Origin of the sequence: Holtiella tumoricola (assembly GCF_027857615.1) — a bacterium.
Taxonomy (GTDB): domain Bacteria; phylum Bacillota; class Clostridia; order Lachnospirales; family Cellulosilyticaceae; genus Holtiella; species Holtiella tumoricola.
On the sequence record NZ_JAQIFT010000059.1, the window covers coordinates 40,180 to 60,912 of the forward strand.

The 20,733-nt window shown below is 33.9% G+C and carries 18 protein-coding genes; 14 read left to right on the top strand and 4 right to left on the bottom strand.

What is annotated here, in order from left to right:
* Positions 1 to 20 precede the first annotated feature (20 nt).
* From PBV87_RS16460 to PBV87_RS16475, 4 genes are all read left to right on the top strand, one after another.
* On the top strand, positions 21 to 896 hold the full coding sequence (locus PBV87_RS16460) for a tRNA lysidine(34) synthetase (protein WP_408633740.1): 876 nt from the start codon (positions 21 to 23) through the stop codon (positions 894 to 896).
* A 387-nt stretch (positions 897 to 1,283) separates the two neighbouring features.
* Positions 1,284 to 2,201: an aldo/keto reductase gene (locus tag PBV87_RS16465; RefSeq protein WP_053984036.1), complete on the top strand. Its 918-nt coding sequence runs from the start codon at positions 1,284 to 1,286 to the stop codon at positions 2,199 to 2,201.
* A gap of 97 nt (positions 2,202 to 2,298) precedes the next feature.
* The gene (tpx, locus tag PBV87_RS16470) at positions 2,299 to 2,787 is read left to right on the top strand and encodes a thiol peroxidase (protein ID WP_053984035.1); all 489 of its coding nucleotides are present in this window, start codon (positions 2,299 to 2,301) and stop codon (positions 2,785 to 2,787) included.
* A 95-nt stretch (positions 2,788 to 2,882) separates the two neighbouring features.
* The gene (locus PBV87_RS16475; RefSeq protein WP_271012989.1) at positions 2,883 to 4,478 is read left to right on the top strand and encodes a potassium/proton antiporter; all 1,596 of its coding nucleotides are present in this window, start codon (positions 2,883 to 2,885) and stop codon (positions 4,476 to 4,478) included.
* Positions 4,479 to 4,514: 36 nt separating this feature from the next.
* Here PBV87_RS16475 and PBV87_RS16480 read toward each other — a convergent pair whose 3' ends face one another.
* Positions 4,515 to 6,116: a peptide chain release factor 3 gene (locus tag PBV87_RS16480; protein WP_271012990.1), complete on the bottom strand. Its 1,602-nt coding sequence runs from the start codon at positions 6,114 to 6,116 to the stop codon at positions 4,515 to 4,517.
* 257 nt (positions 6,117 to 6,373) lie between these two features.
* On the opposite strand from PBV87_RS16480, the gene PBV87_RS16485 reads away from it, so the two are divergent.
* From PBV87_RS16485 to PBV87_RS16495, 3 genes are read left to right on the top strand one after another with little or no spacing between them, the layout of a single operon-like run.
* The gene (locus tag PBV87_RS16485; RefSeq protein ID WP_053984032.1) at positions 6,374 to 7,291 is read left to right on the top strand and encodes an MYG1 family protein; all 918 of its coding nucleotides are present in this window, start codon (positions 6,374 to 6,376) and stop codon (positions 7,289 to 7,291) included.
* A 5-nt stretch (positions 7,292 to 7,296) separates the two neighbouring features.
* Positions 7,297 to 7,578, top strand: coding sequence for a hypothetical protein (locus PBV87_RS16490; protein ID WP_271012991.1), 282 nt, complete (start codon positions 7,297 to 7,299; stop codon positions 7,576 to 7,578).
* Between the two features lie 24 nt (positions 7,579 to 7,602).
* A complete protein-coding gene (locus PBV87_RS16495) occupies positions 7,603 to 8,370 on the top strand; it encodes a sulfite exporter TauE/SafE family protein (RefSeq protein ID WP_271012992.1) in 768 nt (255 codons plus the stop codon).
* A gap of 49 nt (positions 8,371 to 8,419) precedes the next feature.
* Here the strand turns inward: PBV87_RS16495 and PBV87_RS16500 are convergent, their stop codons facing one another.
* Together PBV87_RS16500 and PBV87_RS16505 are read right to left on the bottom strand one after the other, a co-directional pair.
* Positions 8,420 to 8,698 carry a spore coat protein gene (locus PBV87_RS16500; RefSeq protein WP_053984030.1) on the bottom strand — a complete coding sequence of 93 codons (279 nt, stop codon included), beginning with the start codon at positions 8,696 to 8,698 and terminating at the stop codon, positions 8,420 to 8,422.
* 11 nt (positions 8,699 to 8,709) lie between these two features.
* Positions 8,710 to 8,895, bottom strand: a complete 186-nt coding sequence (locus tag PBV87_RS16505; protein WP_053984029.1) for a hypothetical protein — start codon at positions 8,893 to 8,895, stop codon at positions 8,710 to 8,712.
* A 248-nt stretch (positions 8,896 to 9,143) separates the two neighbouring features.
* On the opposite strand from PBV87_RS16505, the gene PBV87_RS16510 reads away from it, so the two are divergent.
* The 3 genes from PBV87_RS16510 to PBV87_RS16520 all read left to right on the top strand — a co-directional run bounded on the left by PBV87_RS16510 (position 9,144) and on the right by PBV87_RS16520 (position 12,624).
* A complete protein-coding gene (locus PBV87_RS16510; RefSeq protein WP_053984028.1) occupies positions 9,144 to 9,872 on the top strand; it encodes an S-layer homology domain-containing protein in 729 nt (242 codons plus the stop codon).
* Between the two features lie 185 nt (positions 9,873 to 10,057).
* Positions 10,058 to 11,395, top strand: coding sequence for a TldD/PmbA family protein (locus tag PBV87_RS16515; protein ID WP_271012993.1), 1,338 nt, complete (start codon positions 10,058 to 10,060; stop codon positions 11,393 to 11,395).
* 11 nt (positions 11,396 to 11,406) lie between these two features.
* Positions 11,407 to 12,624 (top strand): metallopeptidase TldD-related protein, encoded by a 1,218-nt coding sequence (locus tag PBV87_RS16520; RefSeq protein ID WP_053984026.1) that lies wholly within the window; start codon positions 11,407 to 11,409, stop codon positions 12,622 to 12,624.
* Positions 12,625 to 12,691: 67 nt separating this feature from the next.
* Here the strand turns inward: PBV87_RS16520 and PBV87_RS16525 are convergent, their stop codons facing one another.
* Positions 12,692 to 13,102 carry a PaaI family thioesterase gene (locus tag PBV87_RS16525; RefSeq protein ID WP_053984025.1) on the bottom strand — a complete coding sequence of 137 codons (411 nt, stop codon included), beginning with the start codon at positions 13,100 to 13,102 and terminating at the stop codon, positions 12,692 to 12,694.
* 152 nt (positions 13,103 to 13,254) lie between these two features.
* Between PBV87_RS16525 and PBV87_RS16530 the strand changes: the two genes are divergently transcribed.
* The 4 genes from PBV87_RS16530 to PBV87_RS16545 all read left to right on the top strand — a co-directional run bounded on the left by PBV87_RS16530 (position 13,255) and on the right by PBV87_RS16545 (position 20,717).
* Positions 13,255 to 16,188 (top strand): insulinase family protein, encoded by a 2,934-nt coding sequence (locus tag PBV87_RS16530; RefSeq protein WP_271012994.1) that lies wholly within the window; start codon positions 13,255 to 13,257, stop codon positions 16,186 to 16,188.
* 16 nt (positions 16,189 to 16,204) lie between these two features.
* A complete protein-coding gene (locus tag PBV87_RS16535; RefSeq protein WP_271012995.1) occupies positions 16,205 to 17,113 on the top strand; it encodes a radical SAM protein in 909 nt (302 codons plus the stop codon).
* Between the two features lie 55 nt (positions 17,114 to 17,168).
* Positions 17,169 to 17,792, top strand: coding sequence for a sporulation membrane protein YtaF (ytaF, locus tag PBV87_RS16540; RefSeq protein ID WP_053984022.1), 624 nt, complete (start codon positions 17,169 to 17,171; stop codon positions 17,790 to 17,792).
* Between the two features lie 186 nt (positions 17,793 to 17,978).
* Positions 17,979 to 20,717 carry a calcium-translocating P-type ATPase, PMCA-type gene (locus tag PBV87_RS16545; RefSeq protein ID WP_053984021.1) on the top strand — a complete coding sequence of 913 codons (2,739 nt, stop codon included), beginning with the start codon at positions 17,979 to 17,981 and terminating at the stop codon, positions 20,715 to 20,717.
* Positions 20,718 to 20,733 lie beyond the last annotated feature (16 nt).

Genomic DNA, 20,733 nt, shown 5'->3' on the forward strand with positions numbered 1-20,733 from the left:
AGAGATTAATACAAATACGTATATTTAATGATAAATCAGATAAGGATATGAAGATGAAAAGAGAACTTGAAAAATATGAGGTAATTGAACGTAGTATTATTAAAAAGTATCGTAAAACCATCTGGACAAAGTTTGTTCGTGCAGTGAATGATTATGAACTGATTAAAGATGGCGACAAGATTATGGTATGTATTTCTGGAGGGAAAGACTCTATGCTTCTTGCAAAATGTATGCAAGAGCTTTACCGTCATGGAAAACGTAATTTTGAATTAGAATTTGTTGTTATGGATCCAGGCTATAATGCCTATAACCGTCAAGTGATTATTGATAACGCAGAGTACTTAAATATTCCAATTAAGATTTTTGAAAGTAATATATTTGAAGTAGTAGCAGAAGTAGATGAAACACCTTGCTATTTATGTGCAAGAATGAGACGTGGTTACCTTTATAAATATGCACAGTCTATAGGATGTAATAAAATTGCTTTAGGTCATCATTTTGATGATGCTATTGAGACGATTTTAATGAGTATGCTTTATGGTGGAGAAATCAAAACCATGATGCCAAAGCTGCATAGTACCAACCACCCAGGTATGGAACTTATTCGTCCGCTTTATTTAGTAAAGGAAGAAGATATTATTGCATGGAAAAATACACATGATTTACGTTTTATTCAATGTGCATGTCGTTTAACAGAAAGCTGCTTATTAGGTGATCAAGGTGGCGGTTCTAAACGCCAAGAAATGAAAAATCTTGTGAAGAAGTTTAGACAAACAAATCCTCATATTGATATGAATATCTTTAGAAGTGTCCATAATGTGAATCTAGAAACCATTATAGGATATCGTAAAGATGGAAAAGACCATAGTTTTTTAGATGAATATGATAAAGAATAGTAAAAAGATATAGAGACTTCGGTTTCTATATCTTTTTTATTTTTAATATCATAAATTAATATTTTATTTATGTATAATAGAAGAGGGAGGGGAGCAAATGAATAAAGTAAAAGCAATGATAAATGCAAAGCATCCCTTTCACCAAAGGAACACTAATAGATGTGAGTTGAGCCTGTCTATGTGTTTAAGAGGGAGACGATTGGGGTTGGTTTTTGTGCGTTTTGTCATATCTATTGCTTCATCCAGATAAATCAATAGATAAAATGATACTCATCCTTGTATTATCCTAAACTTGTAAAAAAGTAGTAAAATCTTATATAATAGAAGAGTATGAAATAAAGTATAAAAATAATAAATTCTATAATAGATAAGAAAGAGGCGATGCATATGAAGAGCATTAAACTTGGAACAAGTAGCCTACATGGTTCAGAAATTTCATTAGGCTGTATGCGTATGGCTGGTCATACAGTAGAAGAAGTACGTACATTGATAGAAACAGCTCATGAAGTTGGTATTGATTTTTATGATCATGCAGATATATATGGACAAGGTGAATCAGAGTCTTTATTTGGAAAAGCATTAAAAGAAACTTCAATTAAAAGAGAAGATCTAGTGATTCAAACAAAATGTGGTATTCGTCCAGGGTTCTTTGACTTCTCAAAAGAGCATATTTTATCATCAGTAGATAAAAGTTTACAACGTTTAGGAATGGACTATGTAGATGTTCTTTTACTTCATCGTCCAGATACTTTAATGGAACCAGAAGAAGTAGCAGAAGCTTTCCGTACACTTCGTGAAAGTGGTAAAGTACGTCACTTTGGAGTAAGTAATCAAAATCCTATGCAAATGGCACTTTTAAATCGCTATTTAGATGAAAAAATTATTATTAATCAACTTCAACTAAGTATTACCAATACAACAATGATGGATGCAGGGCTTAATGTGAATATGGAAAATGCAGCTGCAGTAAACCGTGACGGTAGTGTGTTAGATTACTGTCGTCTTGAAGATATTACGATTCAAGCTTGGTCACCCTTCCAATATGGTTTCTTTGAAGGTGTATTTTTAGATAATCCTAAGTTCCCAGAGCTTAATCAAGTTATTGACCGTATTGCAGCTGAAAAAGGTATTACCAATAGTGCACTTGCTGTAGCTTGGATCTTAAGACATCCAGCTCGTATTCAAACAATTGTAGGAACAACGAATCATGAACGTCTTAAAGCAATCGCTAAAGGAACTGAAATTGAACTTACAAGACAAGAATGGTATGAAATTTATAGAGCAGCAGGCAATATTTTACCATAAGGATTAAAAGGAACTTACATTGAATAAATTTTTCTTGAACTCATTATAATAACTTAGAAAGTTATTATTAAATGATGATAAAGAGAAGGGGTGGCTTATGCCAGTTACATTTCAAGGTAATCCGATTACTTTAGCAGGTCATGAGGTCAAAGTTGGTGAACGCGTTCCAGATTTCTTAGCAGTAAATAACAGTTTAGAAACTGTATCTGCAGAGACTTTTAAGGGAAAGCGTATTTATGTGAGTGTACCTTCGATTGATACAGATGTTTGCGACTTAGAAGTACGTCGTTTTAATGAAGAGGCAGTTAACTTAAAAGGGGCTAAAGTTTATGTCATTTCTATGGACTTACCTTTTGCACAAGCTAGATGGTGTGGTGCAAAGGGTGTAGATAAGGTAATGACCTTATCAGATTATAAAGATCATAGTTTTGCACATAACTTTGGAACTTATATTGAAGAACTGGGCTTACTTACTCGAGCAGTTTTTGTTATTAATGAAGAGGACGAAGTAGTATATGTAGAATATTGTAGTGAGGTTACAAATGAACCAGACTACAAAGCAGCTCTTGATGCTTTAAATAAATAAGATATAATAAAAGACTGTTTTAAACAGTCTTTTATTATATCTTGAATAGCTTCTAATGAAAATATAAATTATTCAATAAATAGAAGGAGGTAAAAATGTCGTTATATATTTTATTAATAGCATGTGTCATATTAATATGTATCCTGCTCAATAAAATTTCTAGTAAATTAGGTATCCCTATGTTACTTGCTTTTATTATTTTAGGAATGCTATTTGGGTCAGATGGTGTAGTAAAAATACCCTTTGATAATTATGTGATTGCTGAACAAATTTGTTCAGTAGCTTTAATCTTTATTATGTTTTATGGTGGATTTGGTACCAATTGGAATCAGGCTCGACCTATTGCTATAAAATCTGTTTTACTATCAACAATTGGTGTTATATTGACAGCATTCATAACAGGGCTTTTTTGCTTCTATGTCTTAGGGTTTGAATTCTTTGAGAGTTTACTTATCGGTTCTGTAATAAGTTCAACCGATGCAGCTTCTGTGTTTTCAATATTACGTTCAAAACGTCTTAATTTGAAAGATAATACAGCTTCAATGCTAGAAGTAGAAAGTGGAAGTAATGACCCATGTTCCTATATGTTAACGGTTATATGTTTAGCTACTATGAGTGGTGAGTTAAGTGGTGGTCAACTTACTTATATGATTTTTGCACAGCTTGTATATGGTATCTTACTGGGGATAGTGGTTGCTGTAGTAGCTGTATGGATACTAACCAAAATAAAGTTTTCTACAGATGGATTTGATACAATATTTGTATTTAGTATGCCACTGATTGCTTATGCTCTATCTACTCTTATTGGTGGGAATGGTTATTTAAGTGTTTATATTTTAGGTATTATTTTAGGTAATCAATCTATTCCTAACAAAAAGTCTCTTGTTCATTTCTTCGATGGGGTAACAGGGCTTATGCAAATGTTAATCTTCTTTTTACTGGGCCTTTTAGCGTTTCCATCTCAGCTCCCTGCAATCTTACTTCCTTCATTGGCTATTGCAATTTTTTTAACCTTTATTGCCCGCCCTTTAGTAGTCTTTGCAATTTTATCACCATTTAAGGGGACATTAAATCAAAAGCTACTTGTTTCGTGGTCAGGATTAAGAGGGGCGGCTTCAATTGTTTTTGCAATTATGGCTACTGTTAGCCCAACTTATATGAAAAATGATATTTTCCATATGGTATTTTTTATTGTCCTTTTTTCAATAAGTCTGCAAGGATCCCTTATACCTTTTATGGCAAAAAAATGGGATATGATTGATGATGAAGATAATGTTTTGAAAACATTTAGTGATTATTCAGATGAAGTACCTGTACAATTTATAAAACTCCCTATAACATCAAATCATTCATGGAACGGCAAAAAAATAAAAGATATTCCCTTATTACCAGATGTTCTATTAGTCTTAATTCTAAGAGGAGATAGACGTATTGTGCCTAAAGGGCATACACTTATTCAAGCTGGGGACTGCGTCATACTTAGTGCACTTTCATTGGAAGAAGAGTTAGGTATTTACCTTACAGAAGTAGAAGTTGAAAAAGGTAACGACTGGTTAGGAAAATCTTTATCTCAAATAGCACTTGGACCTGAAAAATTAATTATTCTCATCAAACGAGAGGATAATGTATTAATTCCCAATGGTCAAACGATTATAAAAGAAAATGATATACTAGTAATGAGCCAATTATAAACATAAAAAGACACTCAAATTTTGAGTGTCTTTTTGTTAGTTTGTTCTAAGATGTGTCTCGTGAAGCACAACCCCTTCATTACGTTCAATAACTTGACGGATAGACCATTCGTATTGGCAAAGTAATACTGGATTGCCATCTTCAGTTTCTGCTACGATAGCATCTGATGTCAATTTAAATTTAGAAGGATCATAGTTTTCTTGTTCAATCCAACGAATATAGTTATATGGTAAGTGTTGCTTTTTAATTTCTACGCCATATTCATTGTTAAGACGATATTCAAGAACTTCAAATTGAAGTACGCCTACAACTCCTATAATAAGTTCTTCAGCACCTGTGAAGCGAGGTTTAAAGACTTGAATAGAACCTTCTTCTGCAAGTTGAGAAACACCTTTTAAGAATTGTTTACGTTTAAGCGCATTGATTGTTGATATTTTCATAAAGTGTTCAGGAGCAAATTGTGGAATACCTTCATATTGAAGTTTAAGGTCAGAACTACAAAGGGTATCTCCAATATTAAAGATACCAGGATCGTGGATACCAATAATATCTCCAGGATAAGCTTCTTCAACCATAGCACGATCTTGTGCTAAGAATTGTTGAGGTTGAGCAAGTTTTACTTTTTTATTTTTTTGAACAAGGTTGGTCATCATACCTTTTTCAAATTTACCTGAACAAATACGAAGGAAAGCAATACGGTCACGATGTGCTGGATTCATATTTGCTTGGATTTTGAAGATGAAGCCTGAGAAGTAATCTTTTGTTGGTTGTACATCACCTAAGTTACTTTTACGTGGTTGAGGTGGTTGAGTAATGTCTAAGAAGGCTTTAAGGAAAGGTTCAACCCCAAAGTTTGTCATAGCACTACCAAAGAATACAGGTGTAAGTTCTCCAGCTAAGATTTGATCTAAGCTATAGTCATCACCAGCCATATCTAAAAGTTCAATATCTTCAAGAAGTTTTTCATGTAAATCTTGTCCTAAAAGATCTGCTAAGTTTTCGTCTTGTAAATCACATTCTACTGTATTAACGATAGATTGACCATGGTCACCATCATCAAAAAGCTCAATATGTTTTTTAAGACGGTTGTAAACACCTTTAAAGCCTTTACCACAACCAATAGGCCAATCCATAGGGAAAGCACGAATACCAAGAGCATTTTCGATATCTTCAATAAGCTCAAGTGGATCTTTACCTTGTGCATCTAATTTGTTGATGAAAGTAAAGATGGGAATCCCACGCATTTTACAAACTTTGAAAAGTTTTTTTGTTTGTTCTTCGACCCCTTTTGCAGAGTCGATAACCATTACAGCACTATCAGCCGCAACAAGTGTACGGTAAGTATCCTCACTGAAGTCTTGATGTCCAGGTGTATCAAGAATATTGATACAGAAACCATCATAGTTAAATTGGAGTACACTTGATGTAACAGAGATCCCTCTTTGCTTTTCGATTTCCATCCAGTCAGATACAGCATGTTTTTGCGTTCTTCTAGATTTAACAGAACCTGCAGTACGGATCGCTCCTCCGTAAAGAAGGAATTTTTCAGTTAATGTTGTTTTACCAGCATCAGGGTGAGAAATGATGGCAAAGGTTCTTCTTTTTTGGATTTCATCCATAGTATTTGCTTGTGACATATTCAACCATCCTTATCTATATTTAAATTTCCTTTTTTAACATATGTATTTAAATCCATATATAAAGTAAGGAAATAAAGGGTGCAATCTCTGTAATTATTATATCCTTTAGATGAAAAGTCAAGCATAAGTTACTACCTTTTTCGTTAAAAAAAGTGTAAAATAGAAAAATGTATAGCATTATAGCCTTTTTAATAGGAAAAAGAACAAGTATAATGCAAGTTAGATGTGTAAAAAGACACATGAGGAGGAAGAAAATGACGAATATAAAAAAAATGGCTGTTCATAATGGTGTCTTTCATGCGGATGAAGTATTCGGTGTTGCTTTGATTAAAGGATTATATCCAGATGTAGAGGTCATTCGTACAAGAGATGAAAAGGAACTTGCAATATGTGATTTAGTTGCAGATGTTGGAGAAGGACGTTACGACCATCATCAAATGGATAAGGAATTAAGAGAAGATGGGATTCCTTATTGTGCTTTTGGTTTACTTTGGAGAGATTTTGGAAAAGACTATGTAGCTAAAATGTGTCCTCATTTAAAGGTGAAAGAACAAGAAACATTAGCAAAAAAAGTGGCAGATGAATTTATTATTCAAATTGATGCAGGAGATAATGGTATTGCCCTTAATACGTTTGAATCCCCTGTTACAACACTTTCACAAGTCATTAGTGGATTTATGCCATTAGCACATGAAGAACGCACAGTAGATCAAGCCTTCTTTGATGCGATAAATTTTGCAAACTATTATTTAAGCCGATTAGTGATACGTTTTGGAGAGTATTATGAAAGTGCCTATTATATAGAAGAAGCACTAAAGACGCAACCTATCCATGAAACACATATTTTAGAACTTACTCAATCTGTAAAATGGAAAGACCTACTTTTAGAACAAGATACAGATGAAGCTGTATGGTTTGTAGTATTCCAAGATATTGCAGGTTCTTATCGTGTTCAAACGGTACCTAAACAAAAGGATAGTTTTGAATCACGTGTAGATTTACCAGTAAGTTGGGGGGCTAAACGAGAGGATGAGCTTTCACATTTGACTGGTATTGAAGGATGCGTATTTTGCCATCCAAACTTATTTATCTGTGGAAATCAAACAAGAGAAGGTGCACTTGAAATGGCAAAACTTGCGGTAAAAGAAGCAAAGAATAAAGGTAAGCAATAAGATTTATGATAACAAAAGACAATTTTATTGAAACAACGATGAAACGGCTTAAAAAACTAGAAGAGGGACAATGCATCATTATTAAAACCTATAAGAAAGACAGAAGCCTTACCATAGAGCGGTTAAAAGATGAACAAGTTAATGTCTATGAAGAAGGTTTTGAGAATAAAGTTTATAAGGATATTAAAGAAAATGAGTTAAAGAAGTTACTTAAAATGTTGGGACGTATAGAGTTTCCAAGGAGTCATTCATTATGGTTACAGGTAACCAATCAGAAAGAAAATTAATGTATAGATAGAAAAGGGATAAATATGGATTTTATAAAAATGTTGATTGTGATATGTCCATTAGTTTTTTTAGCAGGTCTAATTGATGCTATGGTGGGAGGAGGTGGTATCATTTCCTTACCAGCATATATGGTAGCTGGTTTACCACCTCACTTAGCGACTGGTACCAATAAATGTTCTTCTACATTTGGTACATTGCTTTCTACGTTTAGATTTATGAAGAACAAAAAGATTCACTACATAGCAGCATTTACATCAGCAGGGGCGGCACTTGTTGGCTCTCCTCTTGGGGCAATGATTAATATGGTAATTGATGAGCGTTATTTAAGTTATACTATGCTCGTTTTATTACCTATTATTGCAATTTTTCTTCTTTTTAAAAAGGATTTTGGTGAGAATGAGTCATTACAAGAAGAGAATCGTGTGAAAGTTATAGTACTCTCTATTCTTTCAGGATTTATCATTGGTATATATGACGGATTCTTTGGACCTGGAACAGGTACTTTTTTAATCTTGATTTATACAGGTATCATAGGCTTTGACTTAATTACAGCATCAGGGAATGCAAAAGTTGTAAACTTAGCTTCTAATGTAGCAGCGTTTATTACCTTTGCACTCCATGGAAAGATTGTGTGGAGCATAGGAATCCCAGCAGCACTATTTGGGATTGCAGGGAACTGGATTGGAGCAGGACTCGCAATTAAAGGTGGTAAGAAGATTATAAGACCTATGTTTATGCTTGTGTTAGCTTTACTTATGGTTAAGATTGGCTATGACTTATTTTTAGCATAAAAAGAGGATGAGTAGATTAGCTACTCATCCTCTTTTTATATAAATATTTTTAGCAGTTGCAATGTGCTTGAGGTGCAAAGGTTTGTTTAGCTTGATCTACCTTTTGTTGTTCTGCAGCTGGTGTAGGATAAAATCCACGATTGTGCATAGATGTAAATACACCATATTGTAAATTGTGTTCATCGTTTAATAGATTGACCATAGTATCTTTAAGCTCTTTTGTTGCACATTCGTTAGCAATGAGATTATAAAGAGCTGTAGCAGATTTTTGAGCTTCTAAAGCATCAGCTAAGATTTCTTTTTCTGTAAATCCAGGAATATTGCTCATAGTAGTTCCTCCTATTGAAGTTGTGCATAAATTGTGTCAAAGTGTTGTTGATGGTGATTAGCAATGTCTGTAAACTGATTTTTAAGTTCTGCATCAGTTGTAGCATCTGCTAACATTTTAAACTTTTTAATAAGTAGTTCTTCGCCACTTAATAAGTCTTGAAAACATGAAAGCTCTTTTGCTGTTAATTGTGACATAATGTTTACCTCCTCTACTAAGAATTAAAGTTAGTATCTCCTAACTATAAAAAAATATAGCGAAATTGAACATACAAAAAGAGGAAAATTGTAAAGTGCAAAATAGATTAAGTCTTGTAAGCATTAAAATATAACAAATAAAATTTCATAGGGATTGGTAATGATTTGTAATTACTCCTAAAACATGGACATGCTGTCAAGGGGTAAGTTATAATTTAGCCTAGCGAGAATAAGAGGAGGGGTTTTAAATGAAATTCTTAAAATATAAAAAAGTTGTAGCAACACTCATTCTAGGGGCTTTAGCAATAACACAAGTACCAGCATATGCTTATGAAACAGGTTGTGATGATGAAGAAAACCTTTATGTACCACAACCAAGTCAACCAGATAAAGAGTGCCCAGATATTAATTGGCCAAGCTTTCCAAAACCACCAGTTTGTCCTGAAGTACCAGAACCACCAACTAAACCAGAAGAACCTAAAGAAATTAAACATTTACCTTATATAGTAGGCTATGAAGATGGTACATTTAGAGCAGAACGTGCAGTAACACGTGAAGAGTTTGCAACAATGGTCGCACGTCTATTATTAGAAGGAAATGAACACGGGGATCTTTCTTCTTTTGAAGATATCCGTCCAAATCGTTACAGTAATGCTTACGTAGGTTACCTAGAAAGTCTTGGAATTGTATCAGGTTATGCAGATGGCACATTTAGACCATTTGATGCAATTACAAAAAATGAAGCACAAAGTATGGTTGAGAAAATACAACAAATTAGAAAGACAAGAAAAGTCGTGACATTTAATTCAGACAATACAATTTCACGTGCAGAAGCTGTAACAGCACTCAATAGCATTTTTGAAAGAGATTGTAGCGATGCTGAAATTCAAAATCAGTTTAGTGATTTAGAATCAACACATTGGGCATACAATGATATTTTATTTGCAGCAGTAGAACATACACATATTGAAAAATAGTAAATACGTTGTATTCTGATTCGTCAGATACAACGTATTTTTTGTAATAAAAATTTTTATATAAGCCTAAAAATACTAATATTTAATGAATTAATGGAAAATGCTGATTATGAGGTGTTGTATATACAAGGGTAATTATTTGGATTATAATGGAAGAGTCTAAAAAAAGTAAAAGGGGGTTTGCTATGTTTAATTTTCCAAAAGATTTGTATACAGATGTGCGTATTGAGGATGTCTTTGAAGCACAGGCTAGATTACAAAATGATACGCTGAAAGAAAACAAACAACGCCAGTACAAAGGGGCATTTATCCGTATATTTGACGGAGACAAATGGTACTATAGTTCAACAACCCAACTTGAGCAAATAGATGAAGAAATTCAATTGTTAGCTCAGATGGCAACACCTAACCCACAGATTATGGAGCATCCAACTGTTATGGGGTTAGAAGTTCATCAAGAAAGTTGTATGAAGTTTGAAGAAGACACTTTAAGAAATGTTTCTAAAGAAGATCAGTTTGGTTTACTTCAAGCATATGGAAACACAGTCAAAAAGTTTAGTGAAGTTAAGGAATATCATATTAGATACATAGGTAAATCTGTTCGTAAGACTTTTTGTTCAAGTAAGGGAGCAAATATTAAGTATGACAAAGAGACTGCTGGGATTATTGTAGCTTATACATTAAACGTAGAAGGGAAACGTTTTGATAATGCTTATAATACTTCACAAGAAAACTTTGAAGCACTTAAAACATTACATAATCAAGTAGAAGAAAATATTAAAAAAGACTGTACCTATATAAAAGAGGCAGTAGCTGTAGAACCTGGAAAGTATACCGTAGTCTTTTCACCAACAGCATCCGGTGTTTTTGCTCATGAAAGCTTTGGACATAAGAGCGAAGCGGACTTGATGCTTGGTAGTGAAACCATGAAAGCAGAATGGGCTATTGGTAAAGTTGTAGGTGTAGATACTTTAAATATTATAGACCGTGGAGATTTAGTAGGATCGGGTTATACACCTTATGATGATGAAGGTAATACTGCTAAAGTGAACTATTTGATTCGTGATGGTAAGTTAGCAGGCAGGTTGCATACTACTGCTACAGCCGGTCTATTAGAGGAAACTGTAACAGGGAATGGACGTGCAATGAACTTTGAGTTTGAGCCTATTGTTAGAATGACAACAACTTATATTGATAAGGGGCCACTCACAAAAGAAGAACTTTTTGCAGGAGTGAAAGATGGGATCTATGTAGATGATATTTCCCATGGTTCAGGGATGACAGCTTTTACACTTGCACCTAAAAGAGCCTATAGAATTCGTGAGGGCAAAATAGCGGAACCTGTTACAGTAGCTGTTGTAACAGGAAATGTAATGGAAACCTTACATCTTATTGATGGGATTTCCGATGAAGTTGAAATTTTTAGCTTTACAGGTGGAGGTTGCGGAAAAATGGAACAATATCCTTTACCAGTAGGCTTTGGAGGACCATATATTAGAGTGCAAAATCTAGACGTACAATAGGGGGTACAGACATGATTAAAGAAATCTACACAAGGACAGTTAAACAAATTTCATTAAATGTAGTAGATAGTAAATTAGAGTCAGTAAGAAAGAAAAATATTACTAAAACAGGCTATAGAGTTTATGATAAAGGTTATATTGGTGTTGCTGGTGGTATTGGAACAGTAGATTTAGGGGAATTAGAAAAAGAGGCTATTGCTAATTTAAGTTTAAAAATACCTTATGAAGAAGAAGTCGCTAAAGATTGTGATGAGTATATGGATCTTCGTGAAATTGAATTTGATGAAGTAGATTTTATTCAAGAAGTTGAAAACTTCTTGAATTACTTAAGACGTAGTTATCCAAACTATAGTTTTTCTAATAAGATTAATATGGAAGAAACTTGTGTTACACTTAAAAATGATTGTGGTCTTAATTTATGTAGTCGAGACTTGGTTATTATAACAAGTCTTTTGGTTAGAGAAGAACATTCAGTCAATGTATTTGATACAGGTGTATTCCAAATAGATAGAGAGTGGAATCCAGAAAAACTTCAAAAAGAATTTGAACATATTGTAGGCTGTTATGGAACGGAAGTCGCACTGCCTAAACAAGATAAGATGCCAGTCATTGTTGATTTACAATTAGTAGAAAGTAAGCTTCGTCAAGAGCTAAATGGAGAAAGTGTAGGAAGGTCAAGTTCTCTTTTTAAAGATTGTATAGGTGAGCAAAAGTTTAATGAGCATTTTACATATGGACAAAGTACAAAAGAAGCTTATGGTACACCTTTCTTTGATGCCCAAGGGCGTATTAATCCTGATTATACATTTAATTTAATAGAAAAAGGTAAAATCGTAACACCTTATACAGATAAAAAGACTGCAAGAGTCTATGGTTACGATTATACGGGAAGTAGCGTATGTGACTACGATGGTGTACCCATGCTAGGACTAACCGATACCTATGTTGAACCGTCAGATAAAACACTTAAAGAATTATTGAATGGTGAGATGGGAGTACTTGTTGTAATGGCAAGTGGAGGAGACTATACACCAGAAGGAAACTTTGGTTATCCTGTTCAGCATGCCATTCTAACAGATGGTGAAAAAATGTATGGCCGTTTACCTATGATTAATATTGCAAGTAATGTTTATGATATGTTTGGTAATGACTTTAGAGGATGTACTAAAGACACGGTTAAGGACAATATGAGGGCTCTTGTTATAGATATGAATGTAAGTTTAGCTTAATGAAATAGGAAAAAGGAGTAGCAATTTGTAAGAGGCTACTCCTTTTTATATATAAAATTATTGAAATTTATACCACATCGAGAGGGATGTCTTTGATATATCCTGTTACAGTCATTTTGGCAACTAAAGTGTCATAGGTATCCAGTAATGAGACCTCATAAATACAAGTACGTTTTGTACTATTTAAACGTGTTGCAGTAGCAGTGAGTTTATTCCCCTTGGGAGGTGAAAAATAAGAGATGGTATTATTAAGTGAGACTGTTAAAAAGCCTGCCGAATTACTAGCAACAGCAAAGGCAAAATCTCCTAGGGTGAAAAGTACGCCACCTTGTACACTTCCACCAGCATTATAATGGGTTTCCTTTAGTATGAGTTCACAAGTCGCTTGGTGTTCTTTTATGTCTACAATTTCAATACCTAGAGAAAGTGCAAAAAGATCTTTAGCAAAAAATTGCTTAAGTTTTTCTATATTTGGCATAGGTATCCCTCCTGTTTAGTATGTTTTTATAGTATAGGATATAAATTTCCAGGTCAATGGTTAAGCAGAATACTTTTAAAAGCTTTGTACCTAGGCTATAATGTAAGATGGCTAGTTCTATAAAGAACTAGGAAAATAGAAAGGAATACCTTATGTTATTACAGCAAATAGCCCAAGAAAATGGGTTTTTACTTATAGAAGAAGAATGGATTGAAGAGATAGGAAGTTATGCACGTATTTATGAGCATATAAAAAGTGGAGCAAGACTTATACAACTTGACAATGAAGATAATCATCAAGTTTTTACAGCATCGTTTAAGACACTGCCTACAAATAATACAGGTGTGGCCCATATTGTTGAGCATACGGTGTGTTGCGCTTCTAAAAAATATCCATTGAAAGATACATTTATGGAATTAGATAAAGGTTCACTAAATACTAGCTTAAATGCATGTACTTATAAAGATATGACCATGTATTATTGTGCGAGCCAAAATGAAAAAGATTTTGGTAACTTGATTGAAGTGTACTTAGATTTAATCTTTCATCCATTAATTCATGAGCGACTTTATTTGTTTAAGCAAGAAGGATGGCGCTATAGTATAGAAGATGCTGAAAGTCCTTTAAGTTATACAGGAATTGTTTACAATGAAATGAATGGTGAATATATGGAGCCTTCTACAAGACTTGAGCATCTTATTCATGAAAATTTATTCCCAGATACATGCTATAAATATGATTCAGGTGGAAAGCCAGAAGAGATTGTAAAATTAGATGAAAAGGCATTTTTAAGTTTTTATGATACTTATTATAAACCAAGCAACTGTACTTTCTTCTTGTATGGGAAGTGTGATTTACAAGCAAGGCTTAAGCAACTAGATGAAGTACTACAAGCTTTTGTAAAAGAAGAAATAAGAGCGGATATTCCTCTTCAAAAGCCTTTTGAAACATTAAAAATGTGTCAGGGGTATTATCCTATAGAAGCAAAAGAAGAAAAAGAAGAAGCACTTCTAGCGTTAACTTTTGTAGTTGGAGAAATCCATAATGTTACGTTAAGGTTAGCTTTTGAAATGTTAGAACATATGCTTCTTAAAAGTCCAGCTTCACCTCTATATGAGGTGTTACTTGGTAAAAAGAGTATCGGTAAAAGTATAGACGAAAGTGGCTATGATACAGGGAAACGTCAACCGACTTTTTCTATTATATTAAATGGAACACACAAGGCACATCATAATACCTTTAAAAAACGTATATTTAACGTGTTTAAAAAGTTAGTGAAAGAAGGTATTTCAAAAGATTTAATCGATGCGGCATTTAATACAGTAACGTTTAGTTTGAAAGAAGGGGACACACCTTGGGAAGCTAAGGGCGTTATTTTAAGTGAAGAGGTACAAATGGGTGTATTATACGATGGACATCCTTTTAGTCATTTAAAGTATGAAAAGGCACTTCAAGAGATTGCAGAGCAAAAAGATAAAGGTTACTTTGAACAGATTATAGAAACATACTTTTTAAACAATTCCCATGCAGTTTGTGCTCTTTTAGAACCTGATGAAAAACAGTATGAGATGGAAGAAATAAAGTTTAATAATGAGCTTGAAGCTTATAAACAAAGTTTAACACAAGAAGGTCTTACAAAGTTAATTTTAGCAAGTGAAACGCTTGAGGATTTGCAAGAACAACAAAATGCTATTGAGGACTTAGAGAAGTTACCTCATTTAAGTTTAGAGGATCTACCTAACCATCCAAAGTACCCAACCTTTACAACGAGTCAAGAAGAAGGCATAACATGGCAGTGGCATCATTTAGATACACAAGATATTGCTTATATTCATGTGCTATTTGATGTGGCAAGTGTAAGTCAGAAAGATTTAAATTATTTAGGATTACTGAGCAATCTTCTTACCTATGTAGGTACAACTCATTATAGTTATCATGCCTTAGAAAATGCTATAAATAAAGAAACAGGTGGACTTAATTGTAGTGTTCAAGCTTATGCAGAATGTAACAATACTCATGCTTTTAAACCCTATTTAAAAATATCTTTAAAGGTGTTAATGTCTCAACTAGAAAGCTTACCTCATTTACTTGAAGAAATCACTTGTCACACTCAGTTTAATGATGAGATGAAGGTTCATGAATTGATTGATTTAATACTCTATGAAATGGAGCGAAGCTTTAAAAGTACGCCTGAATACCGTGCAACACGTACTCTTTATACTTATGGATCTCAGGCGGCAATCTATGAAGATTATGTATCTGGGATGATTTATTATGATTTTCTTAAAGCATTAAAAGTGGAGCTTATAGAAGATAGGAAAAAAGGCTTTAAGAGATTGGTAGAAAACTTAGAAAGACTTTATAAACAGATTATACAGCGCCAAGATTTATTTGTGAGTGTAACAGCACCAGCTCAGTCACAACCTACGGTAAAAAATTATTTAGAGCAGTTTATAGGTTGTTTACCTGTACAACAATTACAAAAAGTAACTTATCAGTTTGAGCCTGAGATTAAGAATCAAGCTTTTTACACCGCAACAGGTGTGCAGGCTATTACTATGGGAGGAAACTTTAAAGATTTAGGTTTTAACTTTACGGGAAGTTTATATGTACTTAATCATATTTTAGACAGCACCTATTTATGGGATAAGGTAAGATTACAAGGGGGTGCCTATGGTGCTCAGTTAACGTTAGGAAGAGATGGGAATATGGTCTTTTGTTCTTCGTGTGATCCGGAACTGGGTGCCACATTAGAGGCTTTTAATGAGGCAGTAGCTTTTATCCAGAAACTAGACCTTTCGTTAAAGGAATTAGAACGTTGTATTATTGGGACAATAGGTGGGCTGACTAATCCTTTAACAATGGAACAAAAAAGTGAACAAGTCCTTATTTATGGTCTTACCCATGTCACTAAGGATATCATTGAAAAAGAATGGCAAGAAGTTTTAAATACCACCATAGAAGATTTAAGAAATTGTGCAGATTTAGTAGAAGCAGTATGTAAGCTTAATGGAACTTGTGTTATTGGTAATCGTACAAAGATTATGGAAGAAGCGAGTCGTTTTAAGTCTATAGAGAGTTTGTAAAAGAGAGGGCATAAAAATGTTAGAAAAATTACAAGCATGTAAACTTTGTCCAAGAGCATGTGGGGTTAACCGTTTAGAAGGACAACTTGGATTTTGTAAGGCAGATAGTAAGGTATATATTGCCCGTGCTGCACTTCATTACTGGGAGGAACCTTGTATATCAGGTGAAAAAGGATCAGGAACGGTATTCTTTTCACACTGTACTTTAAAATGTGTATTTTGCCAGAATCATGAAATTAGTACAGTTGGAAAAGGTAAAGGTATTACAATAGAAAGATTGGCACAAATTTTTATTGAACTTCAGGAGCAGGGGGCACTCAATATTAATTTAGTGACACCTACCCATTATGTGCCACAAATTATAGAAGCTTTAAAACAGGCAAAAAGCAAAGGTCTTCATCTGCCTATTATCTATAATAGCAGTGGTTATGAAAGGGTAGAAACTTTAAAACTGTTAGAAGGATCTATTGATGTGTACCTACCAGATTTCAAATATTTTAAAGAGAGCTATGCCCAAAAGTATTCTTCTGCACCAGGTTATAAAACCTATGCCAGTGAAGCGTTAGAAGAAATGGTACGTCAAGTAGGTAAAGCACGTTTTAATGAAGAAGGGGTTATCCAAAAAGGTGTTATTGTAAGGCATCTTATGTTGCCAGGGTTGTTATTTGATTCTAAAAAAATTATTGAGACACTTTATCATACTTATGGTGATAAAATTTTTATAAGTATTATGAATCAATATACGCCTTTGCCACATGTCAGCCAGTATCCTGAGTTAAATCGCTCACTTTCGCCAGCACATTATGACTATTTAGTGGATTATGCCATTGAATTAGGTGTAGAAAATGGTTTTATTCAGGAAGGTGAGACCAATAAAGAAAGTTTTATCCCACCTTTTAACGAAGAAGGAGTAGAACCTTTTTAAGGGAATTTCATATAAATAGATAAGGAGAAGATCAATGAAGGTGGTTTAGGATAACATGATAGAAGTCTTATTATTAGTCATGGCCTTATCTATAGATGCTTTTGTGGCAAGCGTTGCTTATGGTGTAGATGAAATTAAAATTCCTTTTGGTTCTGCATTTGCCTTAAGTGGCGTAAGTTCAGTTATTTTACTTATATCTATGGCATGTGGTGCACTTGTAAGTAATTGGTTGCCACCACAAGTGACTGCTATAGTATGTTTTGTGCTTTTATTACTTTTAGGTCTGTCAAGATTTTGTGAAGGTGTCATTAAAGATGTACTTAATCGCCATTCTAATCATGTACAGGGACTAAGTTTTAAATGTTGGGACTATCATTTTATATTAGACATTTATATGGATAATACAAAAGCTGATCAAGACCATTCAAAAGTTTTAAGTGTTAAAGAAGCCATATCTTTAGGGATTGTATTGTCTTTAGATGGTATTGCTGCAGGATTTGGAAGTGGTCTTGTAGAAACACCTTATCTAGAAACAGCTATTGTTTCTATGATTGTCAGTATGGTTGCAATCTTATTAGGTTGCTGGCTAGGACATAAATTAGCTAAACTTAAAAACATACAAATTTCATGGCTAAGTGGTGTGACATTAATTATTTTAGCTTTTATGAAATTGTTTTAATTAGTAGAGGAGATTACTTAAAAGTAGTCTCTTTTTTTATTGTACGAAGGTATTTTTCAGTGATGAGAATGGTTTTGGGAGGAAGAGAGGACAGAGAGATAAAATAGAGGACAAGTTGGCATATTTGTGAAAATGTAGGCATATAATACATTACCTATACTTAAGGGAGAAGGAGGACAAGATACTGTGGAAAATAAGTTTTACAGACAACCTAAGGATAAAGTTCTAAAGCAACTCAAGGTGTTAGAAGAAAAGGGACTTACAGAAAAAGAAGCGGGTAATCGTATTCAAACCTATGGAAAAAATGAATTTACTAAGCCCAAACAAAGTAGTCTCATTCAAGAGGTCAAAGAACTTTTAAGCCAACAATTGATTATTATTTTGCTGATTGCAGCAGGGATTAGCTTGCTTATTAAAGAGTACCATGATGCAATAGGTATTTGTTTGGCTATTTTAATTGGTAGTACAATTGGTTTTATTACAGAAAGTAAATCTAAGAAAGCAGCAGATGCACTGGCTCAGATGACAGAAGATATACAAGTTAAAGTCATGCGTGATGGTGTAAAAAAAATTATTCATAAAAGTGATGTAGTTATTGGAGATATTATTTTCTTGGAAACAGGAGATATGGTGCCAGCAGATGGACGTATCCTCAAAGCACTTGAGTTTAAAGTAAGAGAGGACATGCTGACTGGAGAATCAGATGACGTTGTAAAGCATGATTGTATTATAGAATCAGACCATTTAGCAGATCAGAAAAATATGCTTTTTGGTGGTACCTTAGTTGCCCAAGGAACAGCTATAATGGTTGTAACTGCAACAGGAGATGGAACAGAGATGGGGCATATTGCACGTGAACTTGGAGAACGTGATACAGATACGCCACTTCAGATCAAACTAGATCATTTAGGGAAACGTATTTCACAAATTTCTTCAGCGATTGCAGCTATGTTATTTGTCTATATGTTTTGCCAAATTATACAGGAATCTTCTATCAAGTTAGACTTTAGAAATGGAGAGGCTCTAAAGGCTTCACTGGGTGGGCTCGCTACGTGTTTCCCAGATATTAAAACAGCTTTTGTTGTTTGTGTTGCACTTATTGTAGCAGCAGTACCAGAAGGTTTAACAACAATGATCAATATTACTCTTGCTATTACAATGAAACAAATGGCAAAAATAAATGCACTTGTACGTAAAAAAGAAGCTTGTGAAACAATCGGTAGTGTAAGTGTTATTTGTAGTGATAAAACAGGAACATTGACACAAAATCGTATGCAAGTTGAGCGTGTCTATTTAGAGGGGAAATATATTGATAAGAATGCTTTTCCTAAATACAAAGATTTCATTCATAATTGCCTTATCAATAGTACAGCAGATGTAGAATATAGTGGACAAGAACCTAAATACATAGGAAGTGCTACGGAATGTGCACTTTTAAGACTTTGCAAAGATTTTAATTATCAAACAGCAAGAGAGGTAAGTGACTTAGTACGTCAAATGCCATTTAATTCTCAAAACAAATATATGCTTACCATTATTCACACACCTAAAAAGTATAAAATTTATTCAAAAGGTGCGCCAGAAGTTATATTAGAACAATGCCAGTATGAAAGACGTGGTGATAATGTTGTACCTCTTACAGGAACACGTAAACAAGAAATTTTAAAGGAAATGGCATGTCTCCAAAAAGAAGCCATGCGTGTATTAGGTTTTGGCTATTTAGAAAGTGAAACAATCAAAGACTATAAGACACGAGAAAATTGGAATAAAACTTTAATCTTCCAAGGATTTGTAGGTATACAAGATCCTCTTCGCGACGGTGTACAAGAATCTATTGAAATTGCCGCAGATGGTGGTATTGAAACGAAAATGCTTACAGGGGATAATATTCAAACGGCTATTGCTATAGGTAAACAACTTGGCATTGTAGGAGGACCAAATCAATTAAGAGCAGTTGAATCAAGCTATATTGATGAGCTTAGTGAAGAAGACCTTTGTAAAGAAATTAAAACAATTGGTATTGTAGCAAGATCAAAACCTACAACTAAAATGCGTATTGTACAAGCCTTACAACGCAATGGTGAAGTTGTAGCTGTAACTGGAGATGGTATTAACGATGCCCCTGCTCTTACAAAAGCAGATGTAGGTGTAGCCATGGGTATTGCAGGGACAGAAGTGAGTAAAAATGCAGCAGATATTATTTTGACAGATGATAGTTTTAGTACCATTGTACAAGCTATTAAATGGGGACGTGGGATTTATAATAACTTCCAACGCTTTATTCAGTTCCAGCTTACGGTTAACATTATTGCGTTCTTAATGGCTATTCTTAGCCAACTGATGGGACATGATATGCCATTTACAACGATCCATCTCTTATGGATTAATATTATTATGGATGGACCACCTGCTTTAGTACTGGGACTTGAACCGATTCGTGAAACAGTTATGAAACGTAAACCTATTGATCGTAAAGCGAGTATTATTAACCGTTTTATGATTTTGACTATTGCCCTTAACAGTTTGTATATCGCAGGCGTACTTTATGCACAAATTAAGTGGAATTTCCTTGGCGCAGATCCAACACGTGTCATTGGACATGCCAGTGAAATGCAAACAGTAACCTTTAGTTTATTTGCATTTTTAGTATTGTTTAATGCTTTTAACTGTAGAGAATTTGGTATTGCAAGTATTTTCCCAAACTTTACAAAGAATAAAATTGCATTGCAAGTCATTGCAGCAACAGGTGCTGTACAAATTATTATTACTCAATTTGCAGGTAAGTTCTTTAATGCCGTACCACTTAATCAAAATATGTGGGGTAAAATTATTTTAGTAGGTACTTCAGTTATTTTAGTTAATGAAATCTTAAAATTAATTATGCGTTTTACAAGTAAGCTTTTAAGACATTCTATTGACAGATAAAAAGGGATTTTGTATG

Coding starts and splice junctions, on each gene's coding strand:
- PBV87_RS16465 (WP_053984036.1), top strand. CDS start 1,284: ATGAAGAGCATTAAACTTGGAACAAGTAGCCTACATGGTTCAGAAATT.
- tpx (WP_053984035.1), top strand. CDS start 2,299: ATGCCAGTTACATTTCAAGGTAATCCGATTACTTTAGCAGGTCATGAG.
- PBV87_RS16475 (WP_271012989.1), top strand. CDS start 2,883: ATGTCGTTATATATTTTATTAATAGCATGTGTCATATTAATATGTATC.
- PBV87_RS16480 (WP_271012990.1), bottom strand. CDS start 6,116: ATGTCACAAGCAAATACTATGGATGAAATCCAAAAAAGAAGAACCTTT.
- PBV87_RS16485 (WP_053984032.1), top strand. CDS start 6,374: ATGACGAATATAAAAAAAATGGCTGTTCATAATGGTGTCTTTCATGCG.
- PBV87_RS16490 (WP_271012991.1), top strand. CDS start 7,297: ATGATAACAAAAGACAATTTTATTGAAACAACGATGAAACGGCTTAAA.
- PBV87_RS16495 (WP_271012992.1), top strand. CDS start 7,603: ATGGATTTTATAAAAATGTTGATTGTGATATGTCCATTAGTTTTTTTA.
- PBV87_RS16500 (WP_053984030.1), bottom strand. CDS start 8,698: ATGAGCAATATTCCTGGATTTACAGAAAAAGAAATCTTAGCTGATGCT.
- PBV87_RS16505 (WP_053984029.1), bottom strand. CDS start 8,895: ATGTCACAATTAACAGCAAAAGAGCTTTCATGTTTTCAAGACTTATTA.
- PBV87_RS16510 (WP_053984028.1), top strand. CDS start 9,144: ATGAAATTCTTAAAATATAAAAAAGTTGTAGCAACACTCATTCTAGGG.
- PBV87_RS16515 (WP_271012993.1), top strand. CDS start 10,058: ATGTTTAATTTTCCAAAAGATTTGTATACAGATGTGCGTATTGAGGAT.
- PBV87_RS16520 (WP_053984026.1), top strand. CDS start 11,407: ATGATTAAAGAAATCTACACAAGGACAGTTAAACAAATTTCATTAAAT.
- PBV87_RS16525 (WP_053984025.1), bottom strand. CDS start 13,102: ATGCCAAATATAGAAAAACTTAAGCAATTTTTTGCTAAAGATCTTTTT.
- PBV87_RS16530 (WP_271012994.1), top strand. CDS start 13,255: ATGTTATTACAGCAAATAGCCCAAGAAAATGGGTTTTTACTTATAGAA.
- PBV87_RS16535 (WP_271012995.1), top strand. CDS start 16,205: ATGTTAGAAAAATTACAAGCATGTAAACTTTGTCCAAGAGCATGTGGG.
- ytaF (WP_053984022.1), top strand. CDS start 17,169: ATGATAGAAGTCTTATTATTAGTCATGGCCTTATCTATAGATGCTTTT.